Below are 21,000 nucleotides of genomic sequence, written 5' to 3'. Positions count from 1 at the left end.
ATATCGATATGCGGTAATCGAGTTTTTCTTTCTCCCTTGCCCTTTATATACTCCGAACGAATAAAGAACCGCGTTTTACCACCATGACGGTTCTAAGCCGACACCGCACATCCACTGCCGGATTCTCCACCGAAGCCGGCCGACCTCCACCGCACAGGACACCATGACTACACGACTCTCTTCCAAAGGGCGCCTGCGGCGTCTCTTTACCACCACCCTGGCGCTGTCGCTGCTGGGCGCGCCGCTGGTGGCGCGCGCCGAAGGCAGCATCCGCATCGCCCAGCAATTCGGCATCGGCTACCTGATCCTCGACGTGGTGCAGGACCAGAAGCTGATCGAAAAATATGGCAAGCAGGAAGGTGTGGACATCAAGGTCGAGTGGACCAGCCTGTCGGGCGCCACCGGCATGAACGAAGCCCTGCTGGCCGGCGCCCTGGACGTGGTCTCGGCCGGTGCGCCGCCGGCCCTGGTGCTGTGGGACCGCACACGCGGCCGCCAGAACGTCAAGGCGATCGCCTCGCTGGGCTCCATGCCCAACTACCTGCTGAGCAACAATCCCAAGGTCAGGAGCATCAAGGACTTCAGCGACAAGGACCGCATCGCCGTGCCGGCCGCAGGCGTCGGCTTCCAGTCGCGCACGCTGCAGATCGAGACTGCCAAGGTGTTCGGCAAGGAAGACTTCAAGCGATTCGACAGCATCAGCGTGAGCCTCTCGCATCCGGATGCCACGGCGGCGCTGATCGCGGGCGGCTCGGAAATCAATGCGCACTTCTCCAGCCCGCCCTTCCAGTACCAGGCGCTGGAGAACAAGAACGTGCACAAGGTCATCAGCTCCTACGACATCATGGGCGGCCCGGCGACCTTCAACGTGCTCTACACGACCCAGAAATTCCACGACGAGAACCCCAAGACTTACCGCGCCTTCTACAAGGCGCTGGTGGAAGCGGCCGAATTCGTGCGCAACAACAAGGCCAAGGCAGCCGATACCTTCATCCGCGTGCAGAAGTCCAAGCTCTCGCCGGCGTTCGTGCGCAAGATCGTGGAAGACCCGGAAATCAACTTCACCGTCTCGCCCGAGCGCACCTTCGTCTATGCCGAGCAGCTGCATGCGCTGGGCGTGCTGAAGAATCGCGCCAGCAGCTGGAAGGATTACTTCTTCGAGGAAGCGTATGCACAACCCGGCAGCTGAAACCGCCAGCGTGAGCGCCGCAGCCAGCCTGCAGCCGCTGCTGCAGGTGGACCGCGTGAGCCTGCAATACCGTACCGCCACGGCCGTGGTGCATGCCACGCATGAAGTCAGTTTCGACGTGCATCCGGCGGATCGCTTCGTGCTGCTGGGGCCGTCGGGCTGTGGCAAGTCCAGCCTGCTCAAGTCGGTCGCGGGCTTCCTGCCACCGGCTGGCGGCGAGATCCGTCTCGATGGCCAGGTGGTGCATCAGCCGGGGCCGGACCGCATCGTGGTGTTCCAGGAATTCGACCAGTTGCCGCCGTGGAAGACGGTGCTGCAGAACGTGATGTTTCCGCTGCTGGCCTCGCGCACGCTGGGCAAGCGCGAAGCCGCCGAGCGCGCCCGCCATTACCTGGAGAAGGTGGGCCTGGCGCGCTTTGCCGATGCCTATCCGCATACGCTCTCGGGCGGCATGAAGGCACGCGTGGCGATTGCCCGCGCGCTGGCGATGCAACCCAAGATGCTGCTGATGGATGAGCCCTTCGCCGCCCTCGATGCGCTGACCCGCCGCAAGATGCAGGAAGAATTGCTGGCGCTGTGGGATGAGGTGCGCTTCACCCTGCTGTTCGTGACGCACTCCATCGAAGAGGCACTGGTGGTGGGCAACCGCATCCTGCTGCTCTCGCCCCATCCGGGCCGCGTGCGCGCCGAGATCAACAGCCATCAATACGACTTGTCCAGCCTCGGCGGCGTGGGCTTCCAGCAGACCGCACAGCGCATTCACCGCCTGCTCTTCGATGAAGGCGGCGAGAACAGCGCGGCCAGCACAGCGGCACCGGTCATCAATTTCAGCGATGTCCGTTTTTCTTACTAAAGACCGAAATACGCCATGCCCCAGACTCCCCCGATCCGCGACGAATACGAACTGCCGCTGACTCCCCTGCCCGGCCTGGTGCTGCAGCGCCAGTTCTCGCTGCCGCAGCGCATCTGGCAACAGGGCTGGGTGCGCAAGGGCGCCATCCTGCTGCTGCTGGCGCTGGTGTGGGAAGGCATCGCGCGCTGGCAGAACAATGACCTGCTGCTGCCGACCTTCCTGCAGACGGCGCAGGCCTTCATCGAGGGCCTCAAGACGGGCGAGCTGTTCGGCAAGACCTGGCTGTCGCTGCAGGTGCTGCTGAAGGCTTATCTGCTGGGCATCGTGGCGGCCTTCGTGCTGACCACGCTGGCCGTATCCACGCAATTCGGGCGCGACCTGCTGGGTACGCTCACCTCGATGTTCAATCCGCTGCCGGCCATTGCGCTGCTGCCCATCGCCCTGCTGTGGTTCGGCCTGGGCCAAGGCAGCCTGATCTTCGTGCTGGTGCATTCGGTGCTGTGGGCGCTGGCGGTCAATACCTATGCGGGCTTTTTGGGGGTCTCGGACACCCTGCGCATGGCCGGCCGCAACTACGGCCTGCGCGGCCTGGGCTTCGTGCTGCAGGTACTGGTGCCGGCCGCCCTGCCCTCCATCCTGGCGGGATTGCGCATCGGCTGGGCGTTCGCATGGCGCACGCTGATTGCTGCAGAACTGGTCTTCGGTGCCACCAGCGGCAAAGGCGGACTGGGCTGGTACATCTTCCAGAATCGCAACGAACTCTATACCGACAAGGTCTTCGCCGGGCTGGCCATGGTGATCCTGATTGGCCTGCTGGTAGAGAACCTGGTCTTCAATACGCTGGAACGCGTGACCGTAAAGAAGTGGGGCATGCAGCGCTGAGCGCGCTGCACGGCCAGGCTGGCTGTTGCTCAGGAGTTAGTTGCGTTTTCGGACTTACAGCAGCGACAGCTGGTTCGGATCCTCGCGCCGCCGCGATTGCGCCTTGCGGCGCGGGTCGATGACCTGGCCGATATCGCGGCCTTCGGTGGAAATGCCCTCGATGGCCAGCAGCAGTTTCTTGACGTGCAGTCCGCCGGCAAAGCCGGTCAGTTCGCCGCCGGTACCGATGACGCGATGGCAGGGCGCGATGATGGAAATGGGATTGCGGCCATTGGCAGCACCCACGGCGCGCACCGCCTTGTCGTTGCCGAGCTGGCGTGCGATATCGAGATAGGTGCGGGTCTGGCCATAAGGGATGTCGAGCAGGGCCGACCATACCTGGCGCTGGAATTCGGTGCCTTCAAAATGCAGCGGGATATCGAAGCTCTCGCGTTCGCCGGCAAAATATTCGCGCAGCTGATGTTCGGTTTCGATCAGGACCGGACGGTCTTCATCTTCCACCATCTCACCCAGGCGCACGCGCAGGGCGTCGTCGTCCTCCCACAGGATGGCCGCCAGGTGATCCCCCTTGGCCACCAGCTTGAGCAAACCGGCCGGGGAGGCCATCAGCTTGTACGCGTATTCCATTGGCATCTCTTTTGTTGCGTTGAGGGGGCTGATTCTACTGTTTCGGCAGCGAGATGGGGAGGCATTCTCCCAATGAAAACAGGGCACCGCTTTTCAGCAGTGCCCTGCACGTGAGGATGCTTCGCTTCACACCGTCAACACCGAATGTCCGCTCTCGTTGAACGCGTCATACACCCGCGTGCATACGCGGCAAAACAGATGGCTGCGCTTGACATGGTGATGCCGCAGCACCAGCTGCAGCGCCACGCCTTCGCAATGCGGGCAAGCCTCGCGCATCGGGCCCACCGGCGTGACCTCGGCGGCCAGGTAGCCGTTGGGGGTCATGATGCCTTCCACGACTTCGCGCGGATCCAGCTCGACCAGTTTCAATAGCAGCGGTGCCGTGCGCTGGTAATGGCGCGTGCGTTCGCGCGGGGGAACGAGGGGACTGAAGGGCAGGGGCGGGGACGATCGGACATCCGGTTGCCGGGTGGCCATGCTCATGGGTATCTCCTGGGTGAGAACTGCTGAGACTGTTCGGATCTGCGTGAGAAGGAAGGGCGCGCGCCACTTCCGGGTGCCGCATCCGGGCTGGCTGTTCTCTCCGGGTGGAGGCAGCTGGCGGCGCGACGAGTCTTTACTCTAGTCGGCGCAGCGACGGACTTCAATGGCCACTCGCAAAGAAATTTTGTGTTGCCTGGACTGCAATTACTCAGGTACTGGTTATCATCGGCCAGGCAAAAAATTACGCGACGGATTTTCGAATTTGCAAGCAGAACGGCCCACAACTTTGCTTTCCCGGCATCCTGAGCGGCGGCATGCCCGAACTGCTACAAATCACCCCATTGGCTCTACAATCTCAGCATGACAACGCTCAACGACATCGAAGCCGCCGCCCTGCGGCTGCAAGGCCAGATCCTGGAGACGCCCTGTGTGGAATCGCGCACGCTGTCCCAGATCGTCGGCGCCCAGGTCTTCCTGAAATTCGAAAACCTGCAATTCACCGCCTCCTTCAAGGAACGCGGCGCCTGCAACAAGATGGTCGACGTCGCCGCCAGCGAAGGCGGTGCGCGCGGCGTGGTGGCCATGTCGGCGGGCAACCATGCGCAGGGCGTGGCCTATCACGCACAGCGGCTGGGCTTGCCAGCCACCATCGTGATGCCGCGCTTCACGCCCGGCGTGAAGATCGAACGCACGCGCGGCTTCGGTGCCAATGTCGTGCTGCATGGCGACACGTTGGAAGCGGCCCGCACCCATGCCTACGAACTGGCCGAGAAAGAGGGCCTGACCTTCGTCCATCCCTATGACGACGAAGCCATCATCGCCGGCCAGGGCACGGTCGCGCTGGAGATGATGAAGGCGGTGCCGGACCTGGATTGCCTGGTGGTCTCCATCGGCGGTGGCGGCCTGCTGGCCGGCATGGCCGTGGCCGCACGCGCCATCAAGCCGGAGATCGAGATCGTGGGCGTGCAGACACGCCGCTTCCCGACCATGTTCAATGCCGTCAAGGGGACGGAACACCCGGTCGGTGCCAGCACCATCGCTGAAGGCATCGCGGTCGGCACGCCCGGCACGCTGACCCGCGCCATCATCGCGCGCGAAGCCGACGAGCTGCTGCTGGTCGATGAAGGCGATATCGAACAGGCCGTGCTGATGCTGCTGGAAATCGAAAAGACCCTGGTGGAAGGGGCGGGTGCCGCCGGACTGGCCGCGCTGGTGCGCTATCCGGACCGCTTCCGTGGCAAGCGCGTGGGGCTGGTGCTGTCGGGCGGCAACATCGATCCGCTGTTGCTGACGGCCATCATCGAACGCGGCATGGTGCGCGCCGGACGCCTGGCCCGCGTCAAGGTCAGTTCACGCGACGTGCCCGGCACGCTGGCGCGCATCACCGGCATCGTCGCCGAAGCCGGTGCCAACATCGATGAAGTCCACCATCAACGCGCCTTTACGCTCTTGGCCGCGCAAAACGTGGATATCGAACTGGTGCTGCAAACCCGTGGCCGTCCGCATCTGGCGCAGGTGCTGCAAGCCTTGCGCGCGGCCGGCTTCGAGGCCGAAGAGCTGCACTGACCGCAAGCCTCGCCGCCGCGCCGGATCCCGGATTCAGCGGCGGCGATGGAACCGGATCTTCTGTTCCAGCGGCGGCAAGGCATCACCGCTATCGCCACAGCCATCACACGCACCGCCACCACAGCCCCCGCTTTTGGCGGGCGGCAACCAGCGCCGGCCCAGTGCCTGCCACATCCCCGCACGACGACGCATCAGCCAGCTCGCCAGCCGCGCCTGCCAGCGCCAGCTTGCCGAGGGTGCCAGCTTGCGCAGCATGTAGAGCGCACTGGCCGTCACCAGCGCGGCAATGACGGCGTATTGCCACCACAGCGTGTGATTCATGCCAGCCACCTCGCGATGTTGTAGGTCAGGAAGGACGCGGCATAGGCCAGCACGAACATGTAGCCGAAGGACAGCGCCACCATGCGCCAGGACTGCGTCTCGCGGCGGATGATGGCCAGCGTGGACATGCACTGCGGCGCAAAGGCGAACCACACCATCAGCGACAGCGCACTGGCCAGCGAGATATGCGCAGCCAGCGCGCTTTGCAGCGCCGCGCCTTCTTCACCGCCCACCGCATAGACGGTGGCCAGCGTGGCCACGGCGGTCTCCCGCGCGGCGAAGGCCGGGATCAGCGACAGGCTGATCTGCCAGTTGAAGCCCAGCGGAGCGAACAGCATTTGCAGGCTGTGGCCGATATAACCGGCGATGGAATAGTCGATGGCGGCGCGGGTCGCGCCCTCCGGTGCCGAGGGGAAGGTGCAGATGGCCCACATCAGCACCGTCAGCGCCAGCATCACGCCGGTCAGGCGCTTGAGGAAGATGGCACCGCGTTCCCACAGGCCCAGCGCGATATCGCGCCAATTCGGCAGGCGATAGGAAGGCAGCTCCATCAACAGCGCGCGCTCCTGGCGCGCATTGCCGATGCGCTTGGCCACCCAGGCCACCAACATGGCGGCGGCAATCCCCGCCACATAGAGACAGAACAGCGCCAGCCCTTGCAGGTTGAAGATCCCCAGCACCGGACGATGCGGAATGAAGGCACCGATCAGCAGGGCATACACCGGCAGGCGCGCCGAACAGGTCATCAGCGGCGCGACCAGGATGGTCGCCAGCCGGTCACGCGGATCGGTGATGCTGCGCGTGCCCATGATGCCGGGAATGGCACAGGCGAAGCTGGAAAGCAGGGGGATGAAGGAACGTCCCGACAAGCCCACCGAGACCATCAGCTTGTCCAGCACGAAGGCCGCGCGCGGCAGGTAGCCGGATTCCTCCAGCAACAAGATGAAGAAGAACAGCACCAGGATCTGCGGCAGGAAGCCCAGCACCGTGCCCAGCCCGGCCAGCAGGCCATCGGTCACCAGCCCGCGCAAGGGCCCCTCCGGCAGCCACTCGCCGACCACGCCGCCGAGCGTGCCGAAACCATCGGCAATGCCGTCCGTCATCGGCTTGCCGATGGCATACACCGCCTGGAACACCAGGAACATGGTCAGCGCCAGCAACAGCACCCCGAACACAGGATGCAGGGCCACGCGGTCGATCGCATCATCGCGGCGGTCGGTCGGGGCCGGCATCACCACGGTATCGGCCAGCAGGGCGCGCACTTCCACGTGCAAGTCATCCGGTTCTTCGGCGGCCGGGGAGGGCACCGGGGCCTGCGTATCGATGGCCGCCACCAGCGCGCGCGTGCCGCCGCGCCTGACCGCGATGGTCTCGATGACCGGCATGCCCAGGCGCTGCGACAGCGCCGCCACGTCGATGCGGATACCGCGCCGGGCGGCTGCATCCATCATGTTCAGCGCCAGCACCATGGGCCGGCCCAGGCGGCGCACCTCCAGCACGAAGCGCAGGTGCAGGCGCAGGTTGGTGGCATCGGCCACGCAGACGATCAGGTCCGGCACCGTCTCGCCGGGATAGCGGCCGGCCAGCACCGCCTGCGTCACGCGTTCATCAGGGCTCACCGATTGCAGGCTGTAAGCGCCCGGCAGGTCCATCACACGTACATGGCGTCCGGAAGGGGCGGTGAAGGCACCCGACTTGCGCTCCACGGTCACGCCCGCGTAGTTGGCGACCTTCTGGCGCGCGCCAGTCAGCTGGTTGAAGAGGGCGGTCTTGCCGCAATTGGGATTGCCCACCAGGGCGATGTTGAGGGCGGCGCTGCTCATGCCGCCGCTCCCGCAGCCAGCGTCACGCGCTCGGCTTCGGCACGGCGCAGGGCAAATCGCGTCGAGCCGATCTGGACCACGATGGGATCGCCGCCAAAGGGCGCGCTGGCCACCACCCGCACCGGTTCACCGCGCACGAAACCGAGGTCGCGCAGGCGCGCGGCCACGGCATCGGCGGGTTGAAGGTCAGTCACCTGGTCGACGATGGCGCCGACCCCCTTGGCTAGTTCAGTAAGACGCATGGTTTTTCTTCTGATCAGGATTCAGGAACGATTCTCATTATATTCCTTCACCCTGATGAACGCCTGACGGCTGCTGACCGGCAGCGCCCCGCCCGGCCTTGTCCGACGCGGCTGCGGCGATATGCCGCAGCGACCGCCGCGCAATCCTCTCCAAAGTGTTGGATTAAAGATAATGAAAGAAACGCAACTTCATCATTTTCTTTTATCATCTGAACAATAATTTCGGCAATCATGTCGCTTCTTCGCCGAATCCCGTTGAAATTTCCATGCGTAAATTTTTGCAGCGCACTATACTTATTTTTGTTTCCGCAGGGAAATGCGTGACCGGCTGCGCAGGCCGGATGACTGGGAGCCGGAAGGGCCGCGTGGGGGTGGCCAGTCCGGTGCGATCGATTCAAGCAGCTTGCACGGGACCAGGCCTGGCGGCCTGAGTGACAACAACAAGATGATTCCACATCCAGCAGGGCCCGCCGGATCCGACATGCCGCAGCCGATGCCGCTGCGCACGTTGCTGGCTGAAATCAGCGCATTGACGCTGCACGTACAGCAACTGAGCCGCATGGCTGGCGAAGCCAGCGCACTGATCGACAACAGCCAGAGGCCGGCACCCATTGACCCGTCACCCTCAGGAGTCAGCAGCCAGGATGACGAGGCCGATGCCAGCCCCGCCCATCCATCCCCCTCGGTAGACCTGGAAGATGCCATCCTGCGCATCTTCGACGAGACCTTCGGTCCGCGCACCGACACCCTGGAACGCCAGATGAGCATGAGCCTGATCGCCGAGATCGGCCCGGCCGCCTTCGTGCAGAAGGTGCTGTGGGGCGAGGAGATCAGCGACATCGCGCTGACCATCGCGCTGGAGCGCATGCTGCCCGCGCTGGAACTGCTGGTGGAAGCGCATCCGCGCGCCTTCCTGCGGCAGGCCAACTCGGTGCTGGGGCGCTTCAAGTCCAACTAGGACTTTCATTCAACTCACTTGTCCGGCGCGCTGCGCTTGAGCGAACGCTGCAAGTGCGCCGCAAAGCGCGCGGCCGCAATCGACTGCCGGTGATAAGCCAGCGACAGTTGCGCGCGCGGTGCCGGCTCGCGGATGTCGATGTAGCGCACCTGGGCCAGTTGCACCTGTTCGATCGCCTCGGGCACGATGGAGATGCCCAGTCCCGCGGCCACCAGATTGATGGCCGAGGTCAGTTGCGGGGCCAGCTGGATCACTTGTGGATCGAAGCCGGCCGCCTGGCAGGCGCTGAAGATGTTGTCATAGAGCGCCGAACCCTTGCCGCGCGGGACCATGATGAAATTCTCCCCGGCCAGATCCTGCAAGTGCAGCGACTTGCGCCGCGCCAGCGGATGAGAACGCGGCAGCGCCACCTTCAGTTTTTCCGCCGGCAGCTCGACCACGCCCAGCTCCGTCGAAGGCGTGGTGACGATCCGCACGAAGGCCGCATCCAGTTGTGAGGCGGCGATATCGGCCAACAGCTGTTCGGTGATGCCTTCACTCAGGGAAATTTCCAGCTTGCGATGGCGTTCGCGGAATTGCTGCAAGGCGTGTGAGACCAGCGGATGAAACACCGCCGACGAAGTAAATCCCATGCGCAACAAACCCACTTCGCCACTGGCCGCCTGCTGCGCGGCACGCAAGGCCTGCTCGGCATCGTCCACCGCTTTCTGTGCGTGCGGCAGGAACACGCGGCCGACCTCGGACAGCTCCACGCCGTGCGAGGTCCGCAGGAAGAGGGCACCGCCGATCTCGGCTTCCAGATCCTTGATCTGCATCGACAGCGGCGGTTGGCCAATGCCGACCTTCTCGGCGGCGCGCGTGAAACTGCGCTGTTCGGCCACGGCCAGGAAATAGCGGAGGTGTCGGAGTTCCATGTCGGGCGCCCTGTGAAGAGTGGCTGATATCTGTTTGATAGATGGCAAGCGTGCGTGCCATATATTGGACAATATAGCCGAATTATTCCAGACTGCCTCCCTCCACAACACACCCCGTGCGCCGGCCCATCCCTGGCGCGCGCATCGCCATGCAGTCCGTCTCCGATACCTCCACCACCGGCAGCAGCGCCCTCCACGGCAAGCCGGTCAAGCAACCTGCCACCGTTCTGCCGCGCGGGGCCGTGCGCGGATCAGCCGCCTATCGCAACATCGTTCTGGCCTTGTTCTGTTCCGGTTTCGCCACGTTCTCGCTGCTGTATTGCGTGCAGCCGCTGCTGCCCGCCTTCGCGCAGGAATTCGGCATCGGTGCCGCAAGCGCATCGCTGGCACTCTCGCTGTCGACCGGTTTTCTGGCGGTGTCGATTCTGCTGGCCGGCATGGTGTCGGAACGCTACGGCCGCAAGGAACTGATGTTCGCCTCGCTGGCCACCGCGGCCTGCTGCAACCTGCTGGCCGGGGTGGCACCAAACTGGGAGTTGATCCTGGTAGTGCGTGCGGTGGAGGGCATCGCACTGGGCGGCGTGCCGGCGGTGGCGATGGCCTACCTCGCGGAAGAAATCGATGCCAGCGGGCTGGGCTATGCGATGGGGCTGTATGTGGGCGGCAATGCCTTTGGCGGGATGGTGGGGCGGGTGGCAATGAGCACCATGTCCGAGCACATCGGCTGGCGTCATGCCATGCTGGCCATCGGCGCGCTGGATCTGGCGCTGGCGGTGGCCTTCGTGCTGATGCTGCCGGCCTCGCGCAACTTCGTGCGCAACGGCACGATGCAGTTGCGCGATCACGTCGCGCTGTGGAAGCGCCATCTGGGCCATGCGCGCCTGCCGCTGACCTTCGGCATCGCGGCGCTCAACATGGGCATCTTCGCCACGTCTTACAACTATGCAGGCTTCCGTCTGATGAGCCCGCCGTTCTCGCTCTCGGCCACGCTGACCGGGCTGATCTTCAGCGCCTACATCTTCGGCATCGTGTCCTCTTCCTGGGCCGGCTCGCTGGCCGACCGCTATGGCCGCGCACCGCTGGTGGCGGCCGGCATCGCCACCTCGTGCGCCGGACTGTTCCTGACCTGCACCTCGTCACTGGCGCTGGTGATCACGGGCATCGTGCTGCTGACCATTGGTTTCTTCACCACGCATTCGGCCGCCAGCAGCTGGGTCGGACGCATGGCCAGCAGCGGCCGCGGCCATGCGGCCTCGCTCTATCTGCTGTCCTATTACCTGGGCGGCAGCGTTCTCGGTTCGGCCGGTGGCTGGTTCTGGGAACACTCGGGCTGGAATGCGGTGGCCGCCTTCATGCTGTTGCAGGTGATGACGGCGGCCTGGCTGGCGCGGCGCTTGTGGCGGCAGGGACGCAATTGAAAAGGCCAACAGGCGAATAGAAGCGGACAAAAAAAAATCCCCGGCCGCAGCCGGGGATAATCCTCAAGACCTCAGTCTGTCAAATTACGGAGTCTTGTCAGTCGGGGTGGCCGGCGAAGTGGCCAGGGCTTCATTGCGCTGGGCAGTGGAGTCCTTCTTTTCCTGCTTCAACTGGGCCTTGGCGGCCTTCTTGTCGGCCTTGTACTCCTGCTTGGCAGCCTTCTTCTGCGCCTTGTACTCGGCCTTGGCGTCGGCATCAGCCTGACGCTTCTGAACGAACGGGTCGTTCGACGGCACAGCCGACGGCGTGGTCGCGGTGGCGCTCATCGGCGCAGTCGGTGCAGCACCCACGGCGTTGCCGTTGGTCGGTGCATTCTGGGCCATGGCGCTACCGGCCAGAGCCATGAACAGGGACGAAATCAGGATGTGACGAGTCTTCATGCTTACCTCCTTGCGTTGTGTTTATCAAAAAGCCCGAGGCTTTCAGTAAGGTCGGGTCGCTGGATCGTTGATCCATGTCCATCACTATAGGCAGGCTTGCTGTTGCGCTATGTCGGACAAGGTCTGATTCTCAGCTTCCCCGATGCCGCAAATTGATGAGCGGTTTCGTGACCTGCCGCTCAGCTCCATTTGCGTCATGCGTGTAGCTCTGAACGCATCCCGCACAACAAGGTTCGGAGGAAAGTGCAAGCGTCAGTGAGCGTTGCAAGCAATCGTAACAAGCGGGAACTGCCCGCCCGGCAAGGTTTGTACTCACTTTCCCGCGGGCATCACGGCAGCTTCGTTCAGCAATCCGCGCGCACCACCACCTTGCCGAAGGGCCCACGCTCCAGATGCGCCAGTGCCTCGGGCAACTGCGCGAATCCATATTCCTGTTCCACCACCGGCACCAGGCGCAGGTGATCCACCGCGCGCACCAGGTCTTCCAGCGCACGGCGGTGACCGACGCCGATGCCCTGGATGGTGTGGCGACCCAGCAGCAACGGGAAGATCGAAGTCTGCAACTGCGCATCGCCCAGCAAGCCGATGACCGACAAGCGGCCGCCTTGCCTGAGGGCCTGCAGCGAGCGCCCGATGTTCTCGCCGCCCACCAGTTCCAGCACATGATCGGCACCCCGTCCTTCCGTCAGGGCCCGTACCTCGTGCTGCCACTCCGGGTGCTGGCTGCGCAGCAGGCCGTGCGTGGCACCCAGCGCCCGTGCGCGTTCCAGCTTGCCGGCATCGCCCGAAAGGAGGATGGTGCGCGCGCCATGTGCCGCCGCCAGCTGCACACCGAACAGCGCCACGCCGCCCGTGCCTTGCAGCACCACCGTCTGCCCGGCATGCAAGTGCCCTTGCTCCACCAGCGCCATCCACGCGGTGAGACCGGCGCAGGGCAGGGTGCTGGCCTGCGCATCCGTCAGGTGCAATGGCGCGGCGACAGCCCAGTCTTCCTGCAGCAGCACGTACTCGGCCAGCATGCCGGGACCGGGCGCGCCCAGTGCCAGCGTGCCCTGCGGCCAGGGACCATCGAGCCAGCCGCCCCAGAACGTGGAGATCACGCGCTGGCCCGCAAGGAAACGCTGCACCCCGTCCCCCACCGCCACCACCTCGCCGGCCATATCGGAAGCGGGCGTGAAGGGCGGCTGCACCTGCGCGCCGCCGGTGCCGTTGTCGATGTTCATCTTGTCGCGATAGTTGAGGGCGACGGCGGCCACGCGAACCAGGATCTGGCCGGGGCCAGGCCGGGGAATGGCGACGGTCTGCAATTGCAGGTGTTGCTTGCCGAACTGGCCGAGATGCCAGCGGCGCATGGTGTGGTCCATGGTGGCTCCTGATGATCGAGAGAAAAAGAAGAGCGCCAGTGTAGAAAAATTGCGCCCCGGCTTGTGGAGGACTTTTTTCTCTTGCTTGTAGAATCAGATTCACCAATCACCTGGCACTGCGGACAAGTTCGCAGGCCTCAGAGGAAACACATGGACAGCTTCAGCGGCATCTCGGTCTTCATTCAGGCGGTGGAGGCGGGCAGTTTCATTCGCGCGGCAGAACGCCTGCACCTGACGCGCTCGGCGGTCGGCAAGAGCATTGCGCGGCTGGAAGAACGGCTGGGCGTGCGCCTGTTCCAGCGCAATACGCGCAGCCAGAGCCTGACCGCCGAGGGACGCGCCTACTATGAACGCTGCCTGCGCGCACTGGAAGAACTGGAAAGCGCCCAGGCACTGGTCGGCGATGGCCAGCGCGAGCCGGCCGGCCAGGTACGCATCAGCACACCGGTCCTGTTCGGCCGACTGTGCGTGGCCCCGGTGCTGGTGGAACTGGCGCGGCGCTGGCCGCAGCTGGACATCGTGGCCTCCTTCACGGACCGCCGTGTGGATCTGATCGCAGAGGGGGTGGACCTGGTCCTGCGCAGCGGTCCCATGCCCGACACCAGTGACCTGGTCGCCCGCAGGATGGGCGCGCAGACCATGATGCTGTATGCCTCGCCGGACTATCTCGCGCAGCATGGCCGGCCGCGCCACTTCAAGGATCTGGCGCGGCATCACGGCATCCTCTACGGCAAGACCAGCGGCTGGCCCATCCGCGATGAAACGGGCGAAGTGCGCATCGCCACCGTCAGCAGCCGGCTGCGTTTCGACGATCTGGAAGCCATTGCCGATGCCACCGTCGCCGGGGCGGGGCTGGCCCACCTGCCGTGCTGGCTCATCCGCGACCACCTGAAGGCCGGCCGGCTGGTGAAGCTGATGCCCGAAGCTTCCTTCGCCACCATCGACATGCACCTGGCCTGGCCGCTCACGCGCCACCTGCCGCTGCGCGTGCGCACCGTGATCGATGCGCTGGCCGCAGCGCTGCCGCCGCTGCTGCGGGTCGACCGTCGCAAGATCACCGCGGCCGCCGCGCGCTGAGGCCTCAGGCGCGCCGTTGTTCCGCTGCCGGGGACTGAGCGGGCAGGCTCTCCAGCCAGCCTTGCCAGAAGCGCCGTACCGCCCGCTCGAACTGGCGGCCATGGCGCTGGGCATCGGCGCGCAGGGTGGCCAGGCTGAGGTTGCGGGTGTGGGCGATCTCGTGGGCGTGGCTCACCAGCCAGTGTTCGACCGTGCGCATGTCCACCTCGGGATGGAACTGCAGCGCCAGCCCGTGCCGCCCCCAGGCGAAAGCCTGGTTGGGATACAGCGCCGACGACGCCAGATGACGCGCCCCCGGCGGCAGGTCGAAGGTGTCGCCGTGCCAGTGCAGCACGGGGGTCTGCTGTTCCACCAGTTCCTGCAGCCAGGGGGTCTCGGCCAGATGCTGGCCCGCCTGCAGGCTGGCCCAGCCAATCTCCTTGCCGCAGCTGCCCGGGTACACCCGCGCATGCAAGGCCGCCGCCATCAGCTGCGCGCCGAGACAGATGCCCAGCGTCGGCAGATCTTCCAGCAAGCGTGCCCGCAGCCACGCCACTTCCGCGCGCAGCCAGGGATAGGACTCGCTGTCATACACCGCTACCGGTCCGCCCAGCACGATGACCAGTTCGGCATCCAGCGGCGAAACGTCAATGAAGGACTCCACCCCGACATCGAAATAGCGGATCTGGTAACCGCCGGCAGTGAGCAGCGGGGCCAGCTGGCCCAGGTCTTCGGTGGCAACGTGACGCAGGGCGAGGGCGGTTTTCATCGGGCTGGTCCTGTGAGTGATATGAAGGGAAAAGCTGGGGAACACGGCTTCGCTATATCGTATCGTATACAGCGTCTGCCTGAAAAACTTGCTCAAAATAGTTGAACAAGTCATTGGTATTCTCTATTGATGAAATAGAAAAATCTTTGCGGCGGCGCAAAAGATGGAGGGCCAGCTAAAAGGCCGATATGAAAGAAATTTCGCATTAGCCCTTTAAAATCAATAACTTGAGACCAATATCCAAGAAGAAGAAATGCAACTTCTTGTCAAAATCCCGTGTGCAGTTGCGGCGTAAAATCGCCGGTACAGCCTCGAAAAAACTGATTGTTCGCATATCTGGAATGATGTATTCCGCTTTATCCGGTTTTTCCCGGCGGCGGAAATCCCTAAACTGGGTTCCACGATGACAGCACACAACGACTGAACCACAAGGGTAGTCACAGGTTGCAGTGCTCATCTTCTTACTCACAAAGGAACGATCATGAACACCAAGAATATTGCCAAGAACCTGTTTGCCGGTCTGCTGCTCACCTCCGCCGTTGGCGCCGCCATGGCCGAGGCACCGTATCCTGCCGAGACCCGGATCGTCTCGACCAAGAGCCGCGCTGAAGTGATCGCCGACCTGCAACAGGCCCGCGCCAATGGCGAGCTGCTGGTCACCGACCAATATCCGGTCGACAAGCCCTTCGTCTCCACCAAGACCCGCGCCGACGTGGTCGCCGAGCTCAAGCAAGCCCGCGCCAATGGTGAACTGCTGGTGAGCGAACAATATCCGGTGGAAAAGCCTTTCCACTCGACCATGACCCGCGCGCAGGTGCAACAGGAGCTGCAACAAGCCCGCCAGGACGGCACCGCCGTCAGCAACACCCAAGCACCTTCGCTGTAACCGGCACCATCCCGTCCTGACCCGGCCTACGCGCCAGGCCAGGGCCGCAGCAAACGCACCGGCGATCCCGGTGCGACAGTCTCTCCCCAGGCGGGCCTCATGAAAGCGACGTTCTCTCCCCTCGGTCGCCGGTAGTGCGGCCCGCCTGCCTTTCCTGCCTGCGGCCCCCCGTCTTCAACAGGCCTCTGCAGATCTGCACGGAGGCAATTTCGCCACCACGAATCTGCCTGCTCCATTCATTCCATTTTCTAAGTTTTCTGCAAGGCGATTTTCCTCGTCTCGAAGGACATTTCTCCTATGAAGAAGCACTTCAAAAGACAATTTAACGAATGTCATAAAACTTAAATTTCGACTTTTGCGTTTATAAGTTTTAGGAATATCAAGTTATAAGTTTTTCTGCGTCCGCTTGTTCTGAATTTCGGAATGATGAATTCCGTTTTGGCCTCTTTATCGATTTGCTGCAGATGCCTACACTGGATTCCAAGATGACAGCACACAACGACTGAACCACCAACGTCGGCCCAGGTTGACGTGCTCATCTCCTCACTCACCAAGGAACGATCATGAACACCAAGAACATTGCAAAGAATCTCTTCGCCGGCCTGCTGTTGACCACCGCCGTCGGTACCGCCATGGCTGAAGCCTCGCGTGTCCCCGACACCAAGTTCGTCTCGACCAAGACCCGCGCCGAAGTCATCGCCGAACTCCAGCAAGCCCGCGCTACTGGCCAGCTGCTGGTGACCGACCGTGACCAGGACGTCAAGGCCGTGGCCTCCGCCAAGACCCGCGACGAAGTGCGCGCCGAACTGGTCCAGGCCCGCAACAATGGCGAACTGGCCATCTCCAACCAGTAAGCCCTGACGCATCAGTCTCCGTATCAGCATCACTTCGCACCGGCCGCGCCGGTGCCAGCGTTTCTCCCCAGGCGGGCCTCATGAAAGCGACGTTCTCTCCCCTCGGTCGCCGGTAATCTGGCCCGCCTGCCTTTGCTCTTCCGCATTCCTCTCTTCATCGTTTGCTGGCCATTTTTGTGGAACAGCATGCAGTCCCATTTACTTATTTTCTGGTGCAACAAAGTCTTAGAAACGTCCATTCCTGTTTCTAAGTTTTCTTGCGCGACTGACTCGACCATTTGGCTCTCATTTATCAGTCATGCATGTGACCACGAGGGGATCGCTGAAGAAATCGAATTGTTAGTATTTTTCGGAACAATGAATTCCGGTTTTTCACCTTTTTCCCGGTGCCGTGTTTCCCTAAACTGGGTACCAAGATGACAGCACGCGATGACTGATCCACCACCACCGGAACGGGTTGACGTGCGCATCCTCTCTCACGAAAAAGGAACCCATCATGAACACCAAGAACATTGCCAAGAACCTGTTTGCCGGCCTGCTGCTGACCACCGCCGTCGGTGCTGCCATGGCTGAAGCCCAATACCCCGCTGAAACCCGCTTCGTCTCCACCAAGACCCGCGCCGATGTCGTGGCCGAGTTGCAACAAGCCCGTGCCAATGGCCAGCTGCTGGTGAGTGATCGTGACCAGGACGTGAAGGTCGTGGCCTCCGGCAAGAGCCGTGATGAAGTCCGCGCCGAACTGGTCCAGGCCCGCGCCAATGGCGAGCTGGCCATCTCGAATCAGTAAGTTGCGGTCGCAAAAAAGGCGCCCCGGACCAGCCGGCGCGCCAGATTCCCCTCCAGGCGGGCCCCACGCAAGTGCGGCCCGCTTCGTTTTGTTCAGCCGGTTTTCTCTCCCGGCGCGCCATCGATGATGGTGTCCAGTGCCTCAGGCTGGTTGCGCGACGATACCTCGGCGCGCAGGCGGGGCAGGGCTTCCGGATAATTGCTGGCGATGAAGCCGATCATGTGTTCGCGGATCTGGCAGCGCAGGTCGAAGGCCGAGCCCGAATCCCGGGCCGAGACCAGCAGGCGCACCTGCATGTTGCGCTCACTGGTATCGGTCACGTGCATCACGCAGACGCGCTTGTCCCACAGCGGCAGGGTCTGGCAGACGCGCTCGAATTCGGCGCGGATGGCGTTCGTCGGCACGGCGAAATCCAGCCACAGGAAGACCGTGCCGAGGATGGTGGAGGAGGTGTGGGTCCAGTTCTCGAAGGGATTTTCGATGAACCATTGCAGCGGCACGATCATGCGCCGCTCATCCCAGATCCTGACCACGACGAAGGTGCCCGTGATCTCTTCCACACGGCCCCATTCCCCCTTCACGATGAGCACGTCATCGATGCGGATCGGTTGCGAGAAGGCAATCTGCAGGCCGGCGAAGAAATTGCCCAGCACCGGCTTGGCCGCGATACCGGCGACGATACCGGCCACCCCGGCCGAGGCCAGCAGGCTGGCACCGAACTGGCGCGCACCGGGCAAGGTCAGCAGCACGAAGGCCAGGCCCAGCAGGGCGATGATGAAGTAGGCACTGCGCGAGAGCACGCGGGTCTGGGTCAGGATGCGGCGTGCCTTGAGGTTGTCGGCCACATCATAGGGATTGAGGTTGACCACCGTGGTGCTGACCGATTTCACGCAGCGCATGAGGAACCAGGTCAGCGCCAGGATGAAGGCCACCGAGGTCAGGTAGGAGATGCGCGTGAGGCCGGGGGTATTGTCCGGCGCACCGGCCAGCACCAGGCGCAGCATGAAGAGGATCACGCAGGTGCGGCTGGCATTGAAGGTGACGGTCGTGGCAGTGGTGGTAAAGGGCCGGCCGCGCGCCAGGCGTCGTACCAGGGCGATGCCCATGCGATGCAGGACGATGCCGACGACCACCGCCACCAGGGCCACGCCCAATACGATCAGGCCGGAGCGCAGCGGCCCCTCGTTCATGTTGTACAGAAAATCGAGATCCAGGCTCATCCGTTCCCTTCCATCCAGAGTGTTGTTGAAGCGGTACGCGCGGGGCGCTTTTTCCGGTTCGAACAGGGATGGGGGAATTTGTTTCCGTCAATTTCCTGGCATGGGCCCGCTTGATGCGGCCGAACCGGTAGCGGACGTGGCCTCCAGTGCCGCCACCAGCAGGCAGGCGGTCTCCACCGCCGCCGCCTGGGCCAGCTCAACCGGGGCCGGCCGCTGGCGCGTGAGGGCTTGCAATGCGGCAGCATCCTGTTCCTGCAGGGCTTGCGCCAGGGCAAGGAGCCAGGCCGGCAGGGACGCTTCGACCGGCTGCGGATGCGCCCACAGATGGCTGGCCGCCGCAGCCAGGCGGCGCGACAGGGCCACCGCCGTGCGGCCGCGCCCGTGATCGCGTTCGGGCCAGCCGCGTTCGCGCGCCAGGCGTTGCAACAGCAGACCGGCCTCGACGTTGGCCACGCAGGCCGCGCGGCGATGCGCATGCAGCGACGACAGGCGGGCCTTGTCGGCTGCCGTGTCGTGCACCGCCAGTGCCGCCGTCAGATAGGCCAGATTGAGACCGGCCATGGTGCGCAACTGGCCCTGTGGATCGGCCTCGTGGCGGCGCGGCCAGAACAGGTAACTGGCCAGCACCGCCACCAGCGCGCCGATGACATTGTTGCCCGCGCGCAGCGCGGCATTGGCCAGCTCATGCGCGGGATCGCCACCGACATCGGCCACCAGCACGAATACCGGCGTGAGAAAAGTCGCATACAGCCCATAGCTCACCGGGCGCAGCGCCATCGTCAGTACCGTCAGCGGGAACACCAGCAGCGCCAGCCCCAGCGGCGAATGCACCACCAGGCAGACGGCCACGGCCAGCGCGCCGCCGACCACGCTGCCGACGGCGCGCTCCATGCTGCGCGACCAGCTGTCGGCAATGCTGGGCTGCATGACCAGCATGGTGGCCATGGTGGCCCAGTAGCCGAAGGGCAATTCCAGCAGATGCACGATGAGGTAGGTCGCCCCGGCCGCTGCCGCGCAGCGCCAGGCGTGATGCCATTCCGCCGATCCGGCGCGCACGTGCAGCGCGGCCTTGCGCCCCAGTGCGCGCAGGCGGTGCAGCAGGGCAGACATGCCGTGGCGCGCCTGATGTCCGGCGCGGGCGGCCTGCTTGAGGCGGGCCGGATCGTCCGCGCCCAGGGCCAGCGGGGTATCGAGCTGCTGCAACAGCCGCCCGGTGCCGCTGGGCAGGCGCGCCACCAGCTGGCGCAGGCGCAGCATGATGCGCGCATCTTCATCGGCGGCAATCGCCTCGCCGCGCTGCATCTCGCGCTGCATGGCCTGCAGCTGGCGCGCAATCGCACCCAGCACGCGGGCACTGCGCAAGCGCGCTCGCAGGGGCTGGTAATGCGTCAGCTGCAGGTCGGCCAGCACGGTGATGCCATCGAGGAGAGCGTCGGCGCGCGCCAGCCGCACCAGCAGATTTTCGTAGAGGCGACGGGACTCGGTGCGTTCGACCGCCACCGCATCGAGCGTGCGATGGGCGGCGGCCAGATCGAAGCGCGCATGGCGGCGGGTGTGGGCCGCCAGATCGGCGGCATGCACGGCATAGGCGGGATCGGCGGCATCGGTATTGGCCGCGAGGGCGGCCAGTTCGGCCAGCGTGCCATAGGCGCGCGCCACCGCCTGGCGCGCCGGGGCGAAGGGGTGGATGCGCCACACCGTCAAGCCCAGCAGCAGCGCCCACAGGCAACCGGCGAAATAGATCAGGACATGGCTCTGCGCCAGCGGCCACAGCACCACCGGCGCATCGGCCATGATGGCCGAGACGCCCGCCGCCAGCATCAGCACCAGACCCGCTGCGGCCCCGTAGATGCGCGAGAAGCCGGCCACGCCGGCGCAGGCCATGATGGTCAGCAAACCCGCTTCCACGCGCCAGCTGGCGGCGCTGGCGGCGATCATGCCGCCCAGCGTCGAGGCCAGCGCGAAGCCGCCCATGGAGGCCAGGCGCGCGCGATTGGAACCGGCGCTGTCGGCCAGGCTGGTCAGGAAGGCGCCGATGGCCGCCCACGAGAACAGGGGATTGCCCAGCCACTCGCCCAGCAGCAGCATGGCCGCCGCCCCGCAGGCCGCACGCAGGCCCTCGGAGAGGTTGGCGTGGCGCAGCGGGAACTGCAGGCGCCAGCGCTCGACACGGGTGCGGCAGCGCCGGCAGTAGTGCAGCAGCAGGAATCGATAGAGGGAAAAACGGACGGAAAAACGCGACGACAAGAGCGGCGGCATGATCGTGCTGGCGAGCGGGCAGGTGGTGGAGGGCAGGGCACTCGTGGAGAGTGCCGACACCTGCGCACTCACGGCGTCAAGACGTCAT

The 21,000-nt window shown here is 64.3% G+C and carries 23 protein-coding genes; 10 read left to right on the top strand and 13 right to left on the bottom strand.

Features of this window, described 5'->3' with window-relative positions; translation table 11 throughout:
* Window positions 1-163: 163 nt before the first annotated feature.
* The 3 genes from E2K99_RS00295 to E2K99_RS00285 are packed head-to-tail and all read left to right on the top strand — an operon-like array spanning window position 164 to window position 2,924.
* Entirely contained in the window at window positions 164-1,189 is a 1,026-nt protein-coding gene (locus E2K99_RS00295) for an ABC transporter substrate-binding protein (RefSeq protein WP_134220999.1), read from the top strand.
* Window positions 1,170-2,042 (top strand): ABC transporter ATP-binding protein, encoded by an 873-nt coding sequence (locus tag E2K99_RS00290; RefSeq protein WP_134220998.1) that lies wholly within the window; start codon window positions 1,170-1,172, stop codon window positions 2,040-2,042. The genes E2K99_RS00295 and E2K99_RS00290 overlap by 20 nt, the downstream gene beginning before the upstream one ends.
* Before the next feature lie 15 nt (window positions 2,043-2,057).
* Window positions 2,058-2,924, top strand: a complete 867-nt coding sequence (locus tag E2K99_RS00285) for an ABC transporter permease (protein WP_134220997.1) — start codon at window positions 2,058-2,060, stop codon at window positions 2,922-2,924.
* Between the two features lie 54 nt (window positions 2,925-2,978).
* Here the strand turns inward: E2K99_RS00285 and E2K99_RS00280 are convergent, their stop codons facing one another.
* Both E2K99_RS00280 and E2K99_RS00275 read right to left on the bottom strand, forming a co-directional pair.
* Window positions 2,979-3,551, bottom strand: a complete 573-nt coding sequence (locus E2K99_RS00280; protein WP_034332298.1) for a methylated-DNA--[protein]-cysteine S-methyltransferase — start codon at window positions 3,549-3,551, stop codon at window positions 2,979-2,981.
* 126 nt (window positions 3,552-3,677) lie between these two features.
* On the bottom strand, window positions 3,678-4,034 hold the full coding sequence (locus tag E2K99_RS00275) for a hypothetical protein (protein ID WP_134220996.1): 357 nt from the start codon (window positions 4,032-4,034) through the stop codon (window positions 3,678-3,680).
* Between the two features lie 360 nt (window positions 4,035-4,394).
* Between E2K99_RS00275 and E2K99_RS00270 the strand changes: the two genes are divergently transcribed.
* The gene (locus tag E2K99_RS00270) at window positions 4,395-5,600 is read left to right on the top strand and encodes a threonine ammonia-lyase (RefSeq protein WP_039782897.1); all 1,206 of its coding nucleotides are present in this window, start codon (window positions 4,395-4,397) and stop codon (window positions 5,598-5,600) included.
* Between the two features lie 33 nt (window positions 5,601-5,633).
* Here the strand turns inward: E2K99_RS00270 and E2K99_RS00265 are convergent, their stop codons facing one another.
* Genes E2K99_RS00265 through E2K99_RS00250 form a run of 4 tightly spaced genes read right to left on the bottom strand, consistent with a single transcriptional unit; the run spans window position 5,634 to window position 8,219 of the window.
* Entirely contained in the window at window positions 5,634-5,921 is a 288-nt protein-coding gene (locus E2K99_RS00265; protein ID WP_121037291.1) for a DUF6587 family protein, read from the bottom strand.
* Complete coding sequence (gene feoB, locus E2K99_RS00260) at window positions 5,918-7,744, bottom strand: ferrous iron transporter B (RefSeq protein ID WP_134220995.1); 1,827 nt, start codon at window positions 7,742-7,744, stop codon at window positions 5,918-5,920. Before feoB ends, E2K99_RS00265 begins: the two co-directional genes overlap by 4 nt.
* Window positions 7,741-7,986 carry a FeoA family protein gene (locus E2K99_RS00255; protein WP_034332290.1) on the bottom strand — a complete coding sequence of 82 codons (246 nt, stop codon included), beginning with the start codon at window positions 7,984-7,986 and terminating at the stop codon, window positions 7,741-7,743. Before E2K99_RS00255 ends, feoB begins: the two co-directional genes overlap by 4 nt.
* A 47-nt stretch (window positions 7,987-8,033) precedes the next feature.
* Entirely contained in the window at window positions 8,034-8,219 is a 186-nt protein-coding gene (locus E2K99_RS00250) for a hypothetical protein (RefSeq protein WP_134220994.1), read from the bottom strand.
* Window positions 8,220-8,467: 248 nt separating this feature from the next.
* On the opposite strand from E2K99_RS00250, the gene E2K99_RS00245 reads away from it, so the two are divergent.
* A complete protein-coding gene (locus tag E2K99_RS00245) occupies window positions 8,468-8,944 on the top strand; it encodes a hypothetical protein (RefSeq protein ID WP_134220993.1) in 477 nt (158 codons plus the stop codon).
* Window positions 8,945-8,958: 14 nt separating this feature from the next.
* On the opposite strand, the gene E2K99_RS00240 is transcribed toward E2K99_RS00245, so the two are convergent.
* Complete coding sequence (locus E2K99_RS00240) at window positions 8,959-9,858, bottom strand: LysR family transcriptional regulator (protein WP_134220992.1); 900 nt, start codon at window positions 9,856-9,858, stop codon at window positions 8,959-8,961.
* Between the two features lie 149 nt (window positions 9,859-10,007).
* Here E2K99_RS00240 and E2K99_RS00235 point away from each other — a divergent pair, with 149 nt between their 5' ends.
* Window positions 10,008-11,276: an MFS transporter gene (locus E2K99_RS00235; RefSeq protein ID WP_134223985.1), complete on the top strand. Its 1,269-nt coding sequence runs from the start codon at window positions 10,008-10,010 to the stop codon at window positions 11,274-11,276.
* 84 nt (window positions 11,277-11,360) lie between these two features.
* On the opposite strand, the gene E2K99_RS00230 is transcribed toward E2K99_RS00235, so the two are convergent.
* On the bottom strand, window positions 11,361-11,717 hold the full coding sequence (locus E2K99_RS00230; RefSeq protein WP_034332285.1) for a flagellar biosynthesis protein FlhF: 357 nt from the start codon (window positions 11,715-11,717) through the stop codon (window positions 11,361-11,363).
* 344 nt (window positions 11,718-12,061) lie between these two features.
* A complete protein-coding gene (locus tag E2K99_RS00225; RefSeq protein ID WP_134220991.1) occupies window positions 12,062-13,081 on the bottom strand; it encodes a zinc-dependent alcohol dehydrogenase family protein in 1,020 nt (339 codons plus the stop codon).
* A 150-nt stretch (window positions 13,082-13,231) separates the two neighbouring features.
* Here E2K99_RS00225 and E2K99_RS00220 point away from each other — a divergent pair, with 150 nt between their 5' ends.
* The gene (locus E2K99_RS00220) at window positions 13,232-14,158 is read left to right on the top strand and encodes a LysR family transcriptional regulator (RefSeq protein WP_134137632.1); all 927 of its coding nucleotides are present in this window, start codon (window positions 13,232-13,234) and stop codon (window positions 14,156-14,158) included.
* A gap of 4 nt (window positions 14,159-14,162) precedes the next feature.
* Here the strand turns inward: E2K99_RS00220 and E2K99_RS00215 are convergent, their stop codons facing one another.
* Window positions 14,163-14,906 (bottom strand): glutamine amidotransferase, encoded by a 744-nt coding sequence (locus tag E2K99_RS00215; protein ID WP_134137633.1) that lies wholly within the window; start codon window positions 14,904-14,906, stop codon window positions 14,163-14,165.
* 205 nt (window positions 14,907-15,111) lie between these two features.
* The gene (locus E2K99_RS00210; protein WP_134220990.1) at window positions 15,112-15,363 is read right to left on the bottom strand and encodes a hypothetical protein; all 252 of its coding nucleotides are present in this window, start codon (window positions 15,361-15,363) and stop codon (window positions 15,112-15,114) included.
* 24 nt (window positions 15,364-15,387) lie between these two features.
* Between E2K99_RS00210 and E2K99_RS00205 the strand changes: the two genes are divergently transcribed.
* The 3 genes from E2K99_RS00205 (at window position 15,388) to E2K99_RS00195 (ending at window position 17,433) form a co-directional block, all read left to right on the top strand.
* A complete protein-coding gene (locus E2K99_RS00205) occupies window positions 15,388-15,792 on the top strand; it encodes a DUF4148 domain-containing protein (protein WP_134220989.1) in 405 nt (134 codons plus the stop codon).
* Window positions 15,793-16,355: 563 nt separating this feature from the next.
* Window positions 16,356-16,646, top strand: coding sequence for a DUF4148 domain-containing protein (locus tag E2K99_RS00200; protein WP_034332278.1), 291 nt, complete (start codon window positions 16,356-16,358; stop codon window positions 16,644-16,646).
* Between the two features lie 496 nt (window positions 16,647-17,142).
* On the top strand, window positions 17,143-17,433 hold the full coding sequence (locus E2K99_RS00195) for a DUF4148 domain-containing protein (RefSeq protein WP_034336797.1): 291 nt from the start codon (window positions 17,143-17,145) through the stop codon (window positions 17,431-17,433).
* A 92-nt stretch (window positions 17,434-17,525) separates the two neighbouring features.
* On the opposite strand, the gene E2K99_RS00190 is transcribed toward E2K99_RS00195, so the two are convergent.
* Both E2K99_RS00190 and E2K99_RS00185 read right to left on the bottom strand, forming a co-directional pair.
* A complete protein-coding gene (locus tag E2K99_RS00190; protein WP_134220988.1) occupies window positions 17,526-18,653 on the bottom strand; it encodes a mechanosensitive ion channel family protein in 1,128 nt (375 codons plus the stop codon).
* Window positions 18,654-18,740: 87 nt separating this feature from the next.
* Complete coding sequence (locus E2K99_RS00185; RefSeq protein ID WP_240733820.1) at window positions 18,741-20,972, bottom strand: FUSC family protein; 2,232 nt, start codon at window positions 20,970-20,972, stop codon at window positions 18,741-18,743.
* Window positions 20,973-21,000: the final 28 nt, after the last annotated feature.

The sequence above is a fragment of the Herbaspirillum huttiense genome (assembly GCF_004367745.1).
GTDB lineage: Bacteria > Pseudomonadota > Gammaproteobacteria > Burkholderiales > Burkholderiaceae_D > Herbaspirillum > Herbaspirillum huttiense.
This window is presented reverse-complemented; position numbering and strand designations above follow the sequence as displayed.

Bases quoted from the DNA above. Each gene is read 5' to 3' on its own strand.
- E2K99_RS00295 (WP_134220999.1), top strand. From the start codon at position 164: ATGACTACACGACTCTCTTCCAAAGGGCGCCTGCGGCGTCTCTTTACC.
- E2K99_RS00290 (WP_134220998.1), top strand. From the start codon at position 1,170: ATGCACAACCCGGCAGCTGAAACCGCCAGCGTGAGCGCCGCAGCCAGC.
- E2K99_RS00285 (WP_134220997.1), top strand. From the start codon at position 2,058: ATGCCCCAGACTCCCCCGATCCGCGACGAATACGAACTGCCGCTGACT.
- E2K99_RS00280 (WP_034332298.1), bottom strand. From the start codon at position 3,551: ATGGAATACGCGTACAAGCTGATGGCCTCCCCGGCCGGTTTGCTCAAG.
- E2K99_RS00275 (WP_134220996.1), bottom strand. From the start codon at position 4,034: ATGAGCATGGCCACCCGGCAACCGGATGTCCGATCGTCCCCGCCCCTG.
- E2K99_RS00270 (WP_039782897.1), top strand. From the start codon at position 4,395: ATGACAACGCTCAACGACATCGAAGCCGCCGCCCTGCGGCTGCAAGGC.
- E2K99_RS00265 (WP_121037291.1), bottom strand. From the start codon at position 5,921: ATGAATCACACGCTGTGGTGGCAATACGCCGTCATTGCCGCGCTGGTG.
- feoB (WP_134220995.1), bottom strand. From the start codon at position 7,744: ATGAGCAGCGCCGCCCTCAACATCGCCCTGGTGGGCAATCCCAATTGC.
- E2K99_RS00255 (WP_034332290.1), bottom strand. From the start codon at position 7,986: ATGCGTCTTACTGAACTAGCCAAGGGGGTCGGCGCCATCGTCGACCAG.
- E2K99_RS00250 (WP_134220994.1), bottom strand. From the start codon at position 8,219: ATGATTGCCGAAATTATTGTTCAGATGATAAAAGAAAATGATGAAGTT.
- E2K99_RS00245 (WP_134220993.1), top strand. From the start codon at position 8,468: ATGCCGCAGCCGATGCCGCTGCGCACGTTGCTGGCTGAAATCAGCGCA.
- E2K99_RS00240 (WP_134220992.1), bottom strand. From the start codon at position 9,858: ATGGAACTCCGACACCTCCGCTATTTCCTGGCCGTGGCCGAACAGCGC.
- E2K99_RS00235 (WP_134223985.1), top strand. From the start codon at position 10,008: ATGCAGTCCGTCTCCGATACCTCCACCACCGGCAGCAGCGCCCTCCAC.
- E2K99_RS00230 (WP_034332285.1), bottom strand. From the start codon at position 11,717: ATGAAGACTCGTCACATCCTGATTTCGTCCCTGTTCATGGCTCTGGCC.
- E2K99_RS00225 (WP_134220991.1), bottom strand. From the start codon at position 13,081: ATGGACCACACCATGCGCCGCTGGCATCTCGGCCAGTTCGGCAAGCAA.
- E2K99_RS00220 (WP_134137632.1), top strand. From the start codon at position 13,232: ATGGACAGCTTCAGCGGCATCTCGGTCTTCATTCAGGCGGTGGAGGCG.
- E2K99_RS00215 (WP_134137633.1), bottom strand. From the start codon at position 14,906: ATGAAAACCGCCCTCGCCCTGCGTCACGTTGCCACCGAAGACCTGGGC.
- E2K99_RS00210 (WP_134220990.1), bottom strand. From the start codon at position 15,363: ATGAGCACTGCAACCTGTGACTACCCTTGTGGTTCAGTCGTTGTGTGC.
- E2K99_RS00205 (WP_134220989.1), top strand. From the start codon at position 15,388: ATGAACACCAAGAATATTGCCAAGAACCTGTTTGCCGGTCTGCTGCTC.
- E2K99_RS00200 (WP_034332278.1), top strand. From the start codon at position 16,356: ATGAACACCAAGAACATTGCAAAGAATCTCTTCGCCGGCCTGCTGTTG.
- E2K99_RS00195 (WP_034336797.1), top strand. From the start codon at position 17,143: ATGAACACCAAGAACATTGCCAAGAACCTGTTTGCCGGCCTGCTGCTG.
- E2K99_RS00190 (WP_134220988.1), bottom strand. From the start codon at position 18,653: ATGAGCCTGGATCTCGATTTTCTGTACAACATGAACGAGGGGCCGCTG.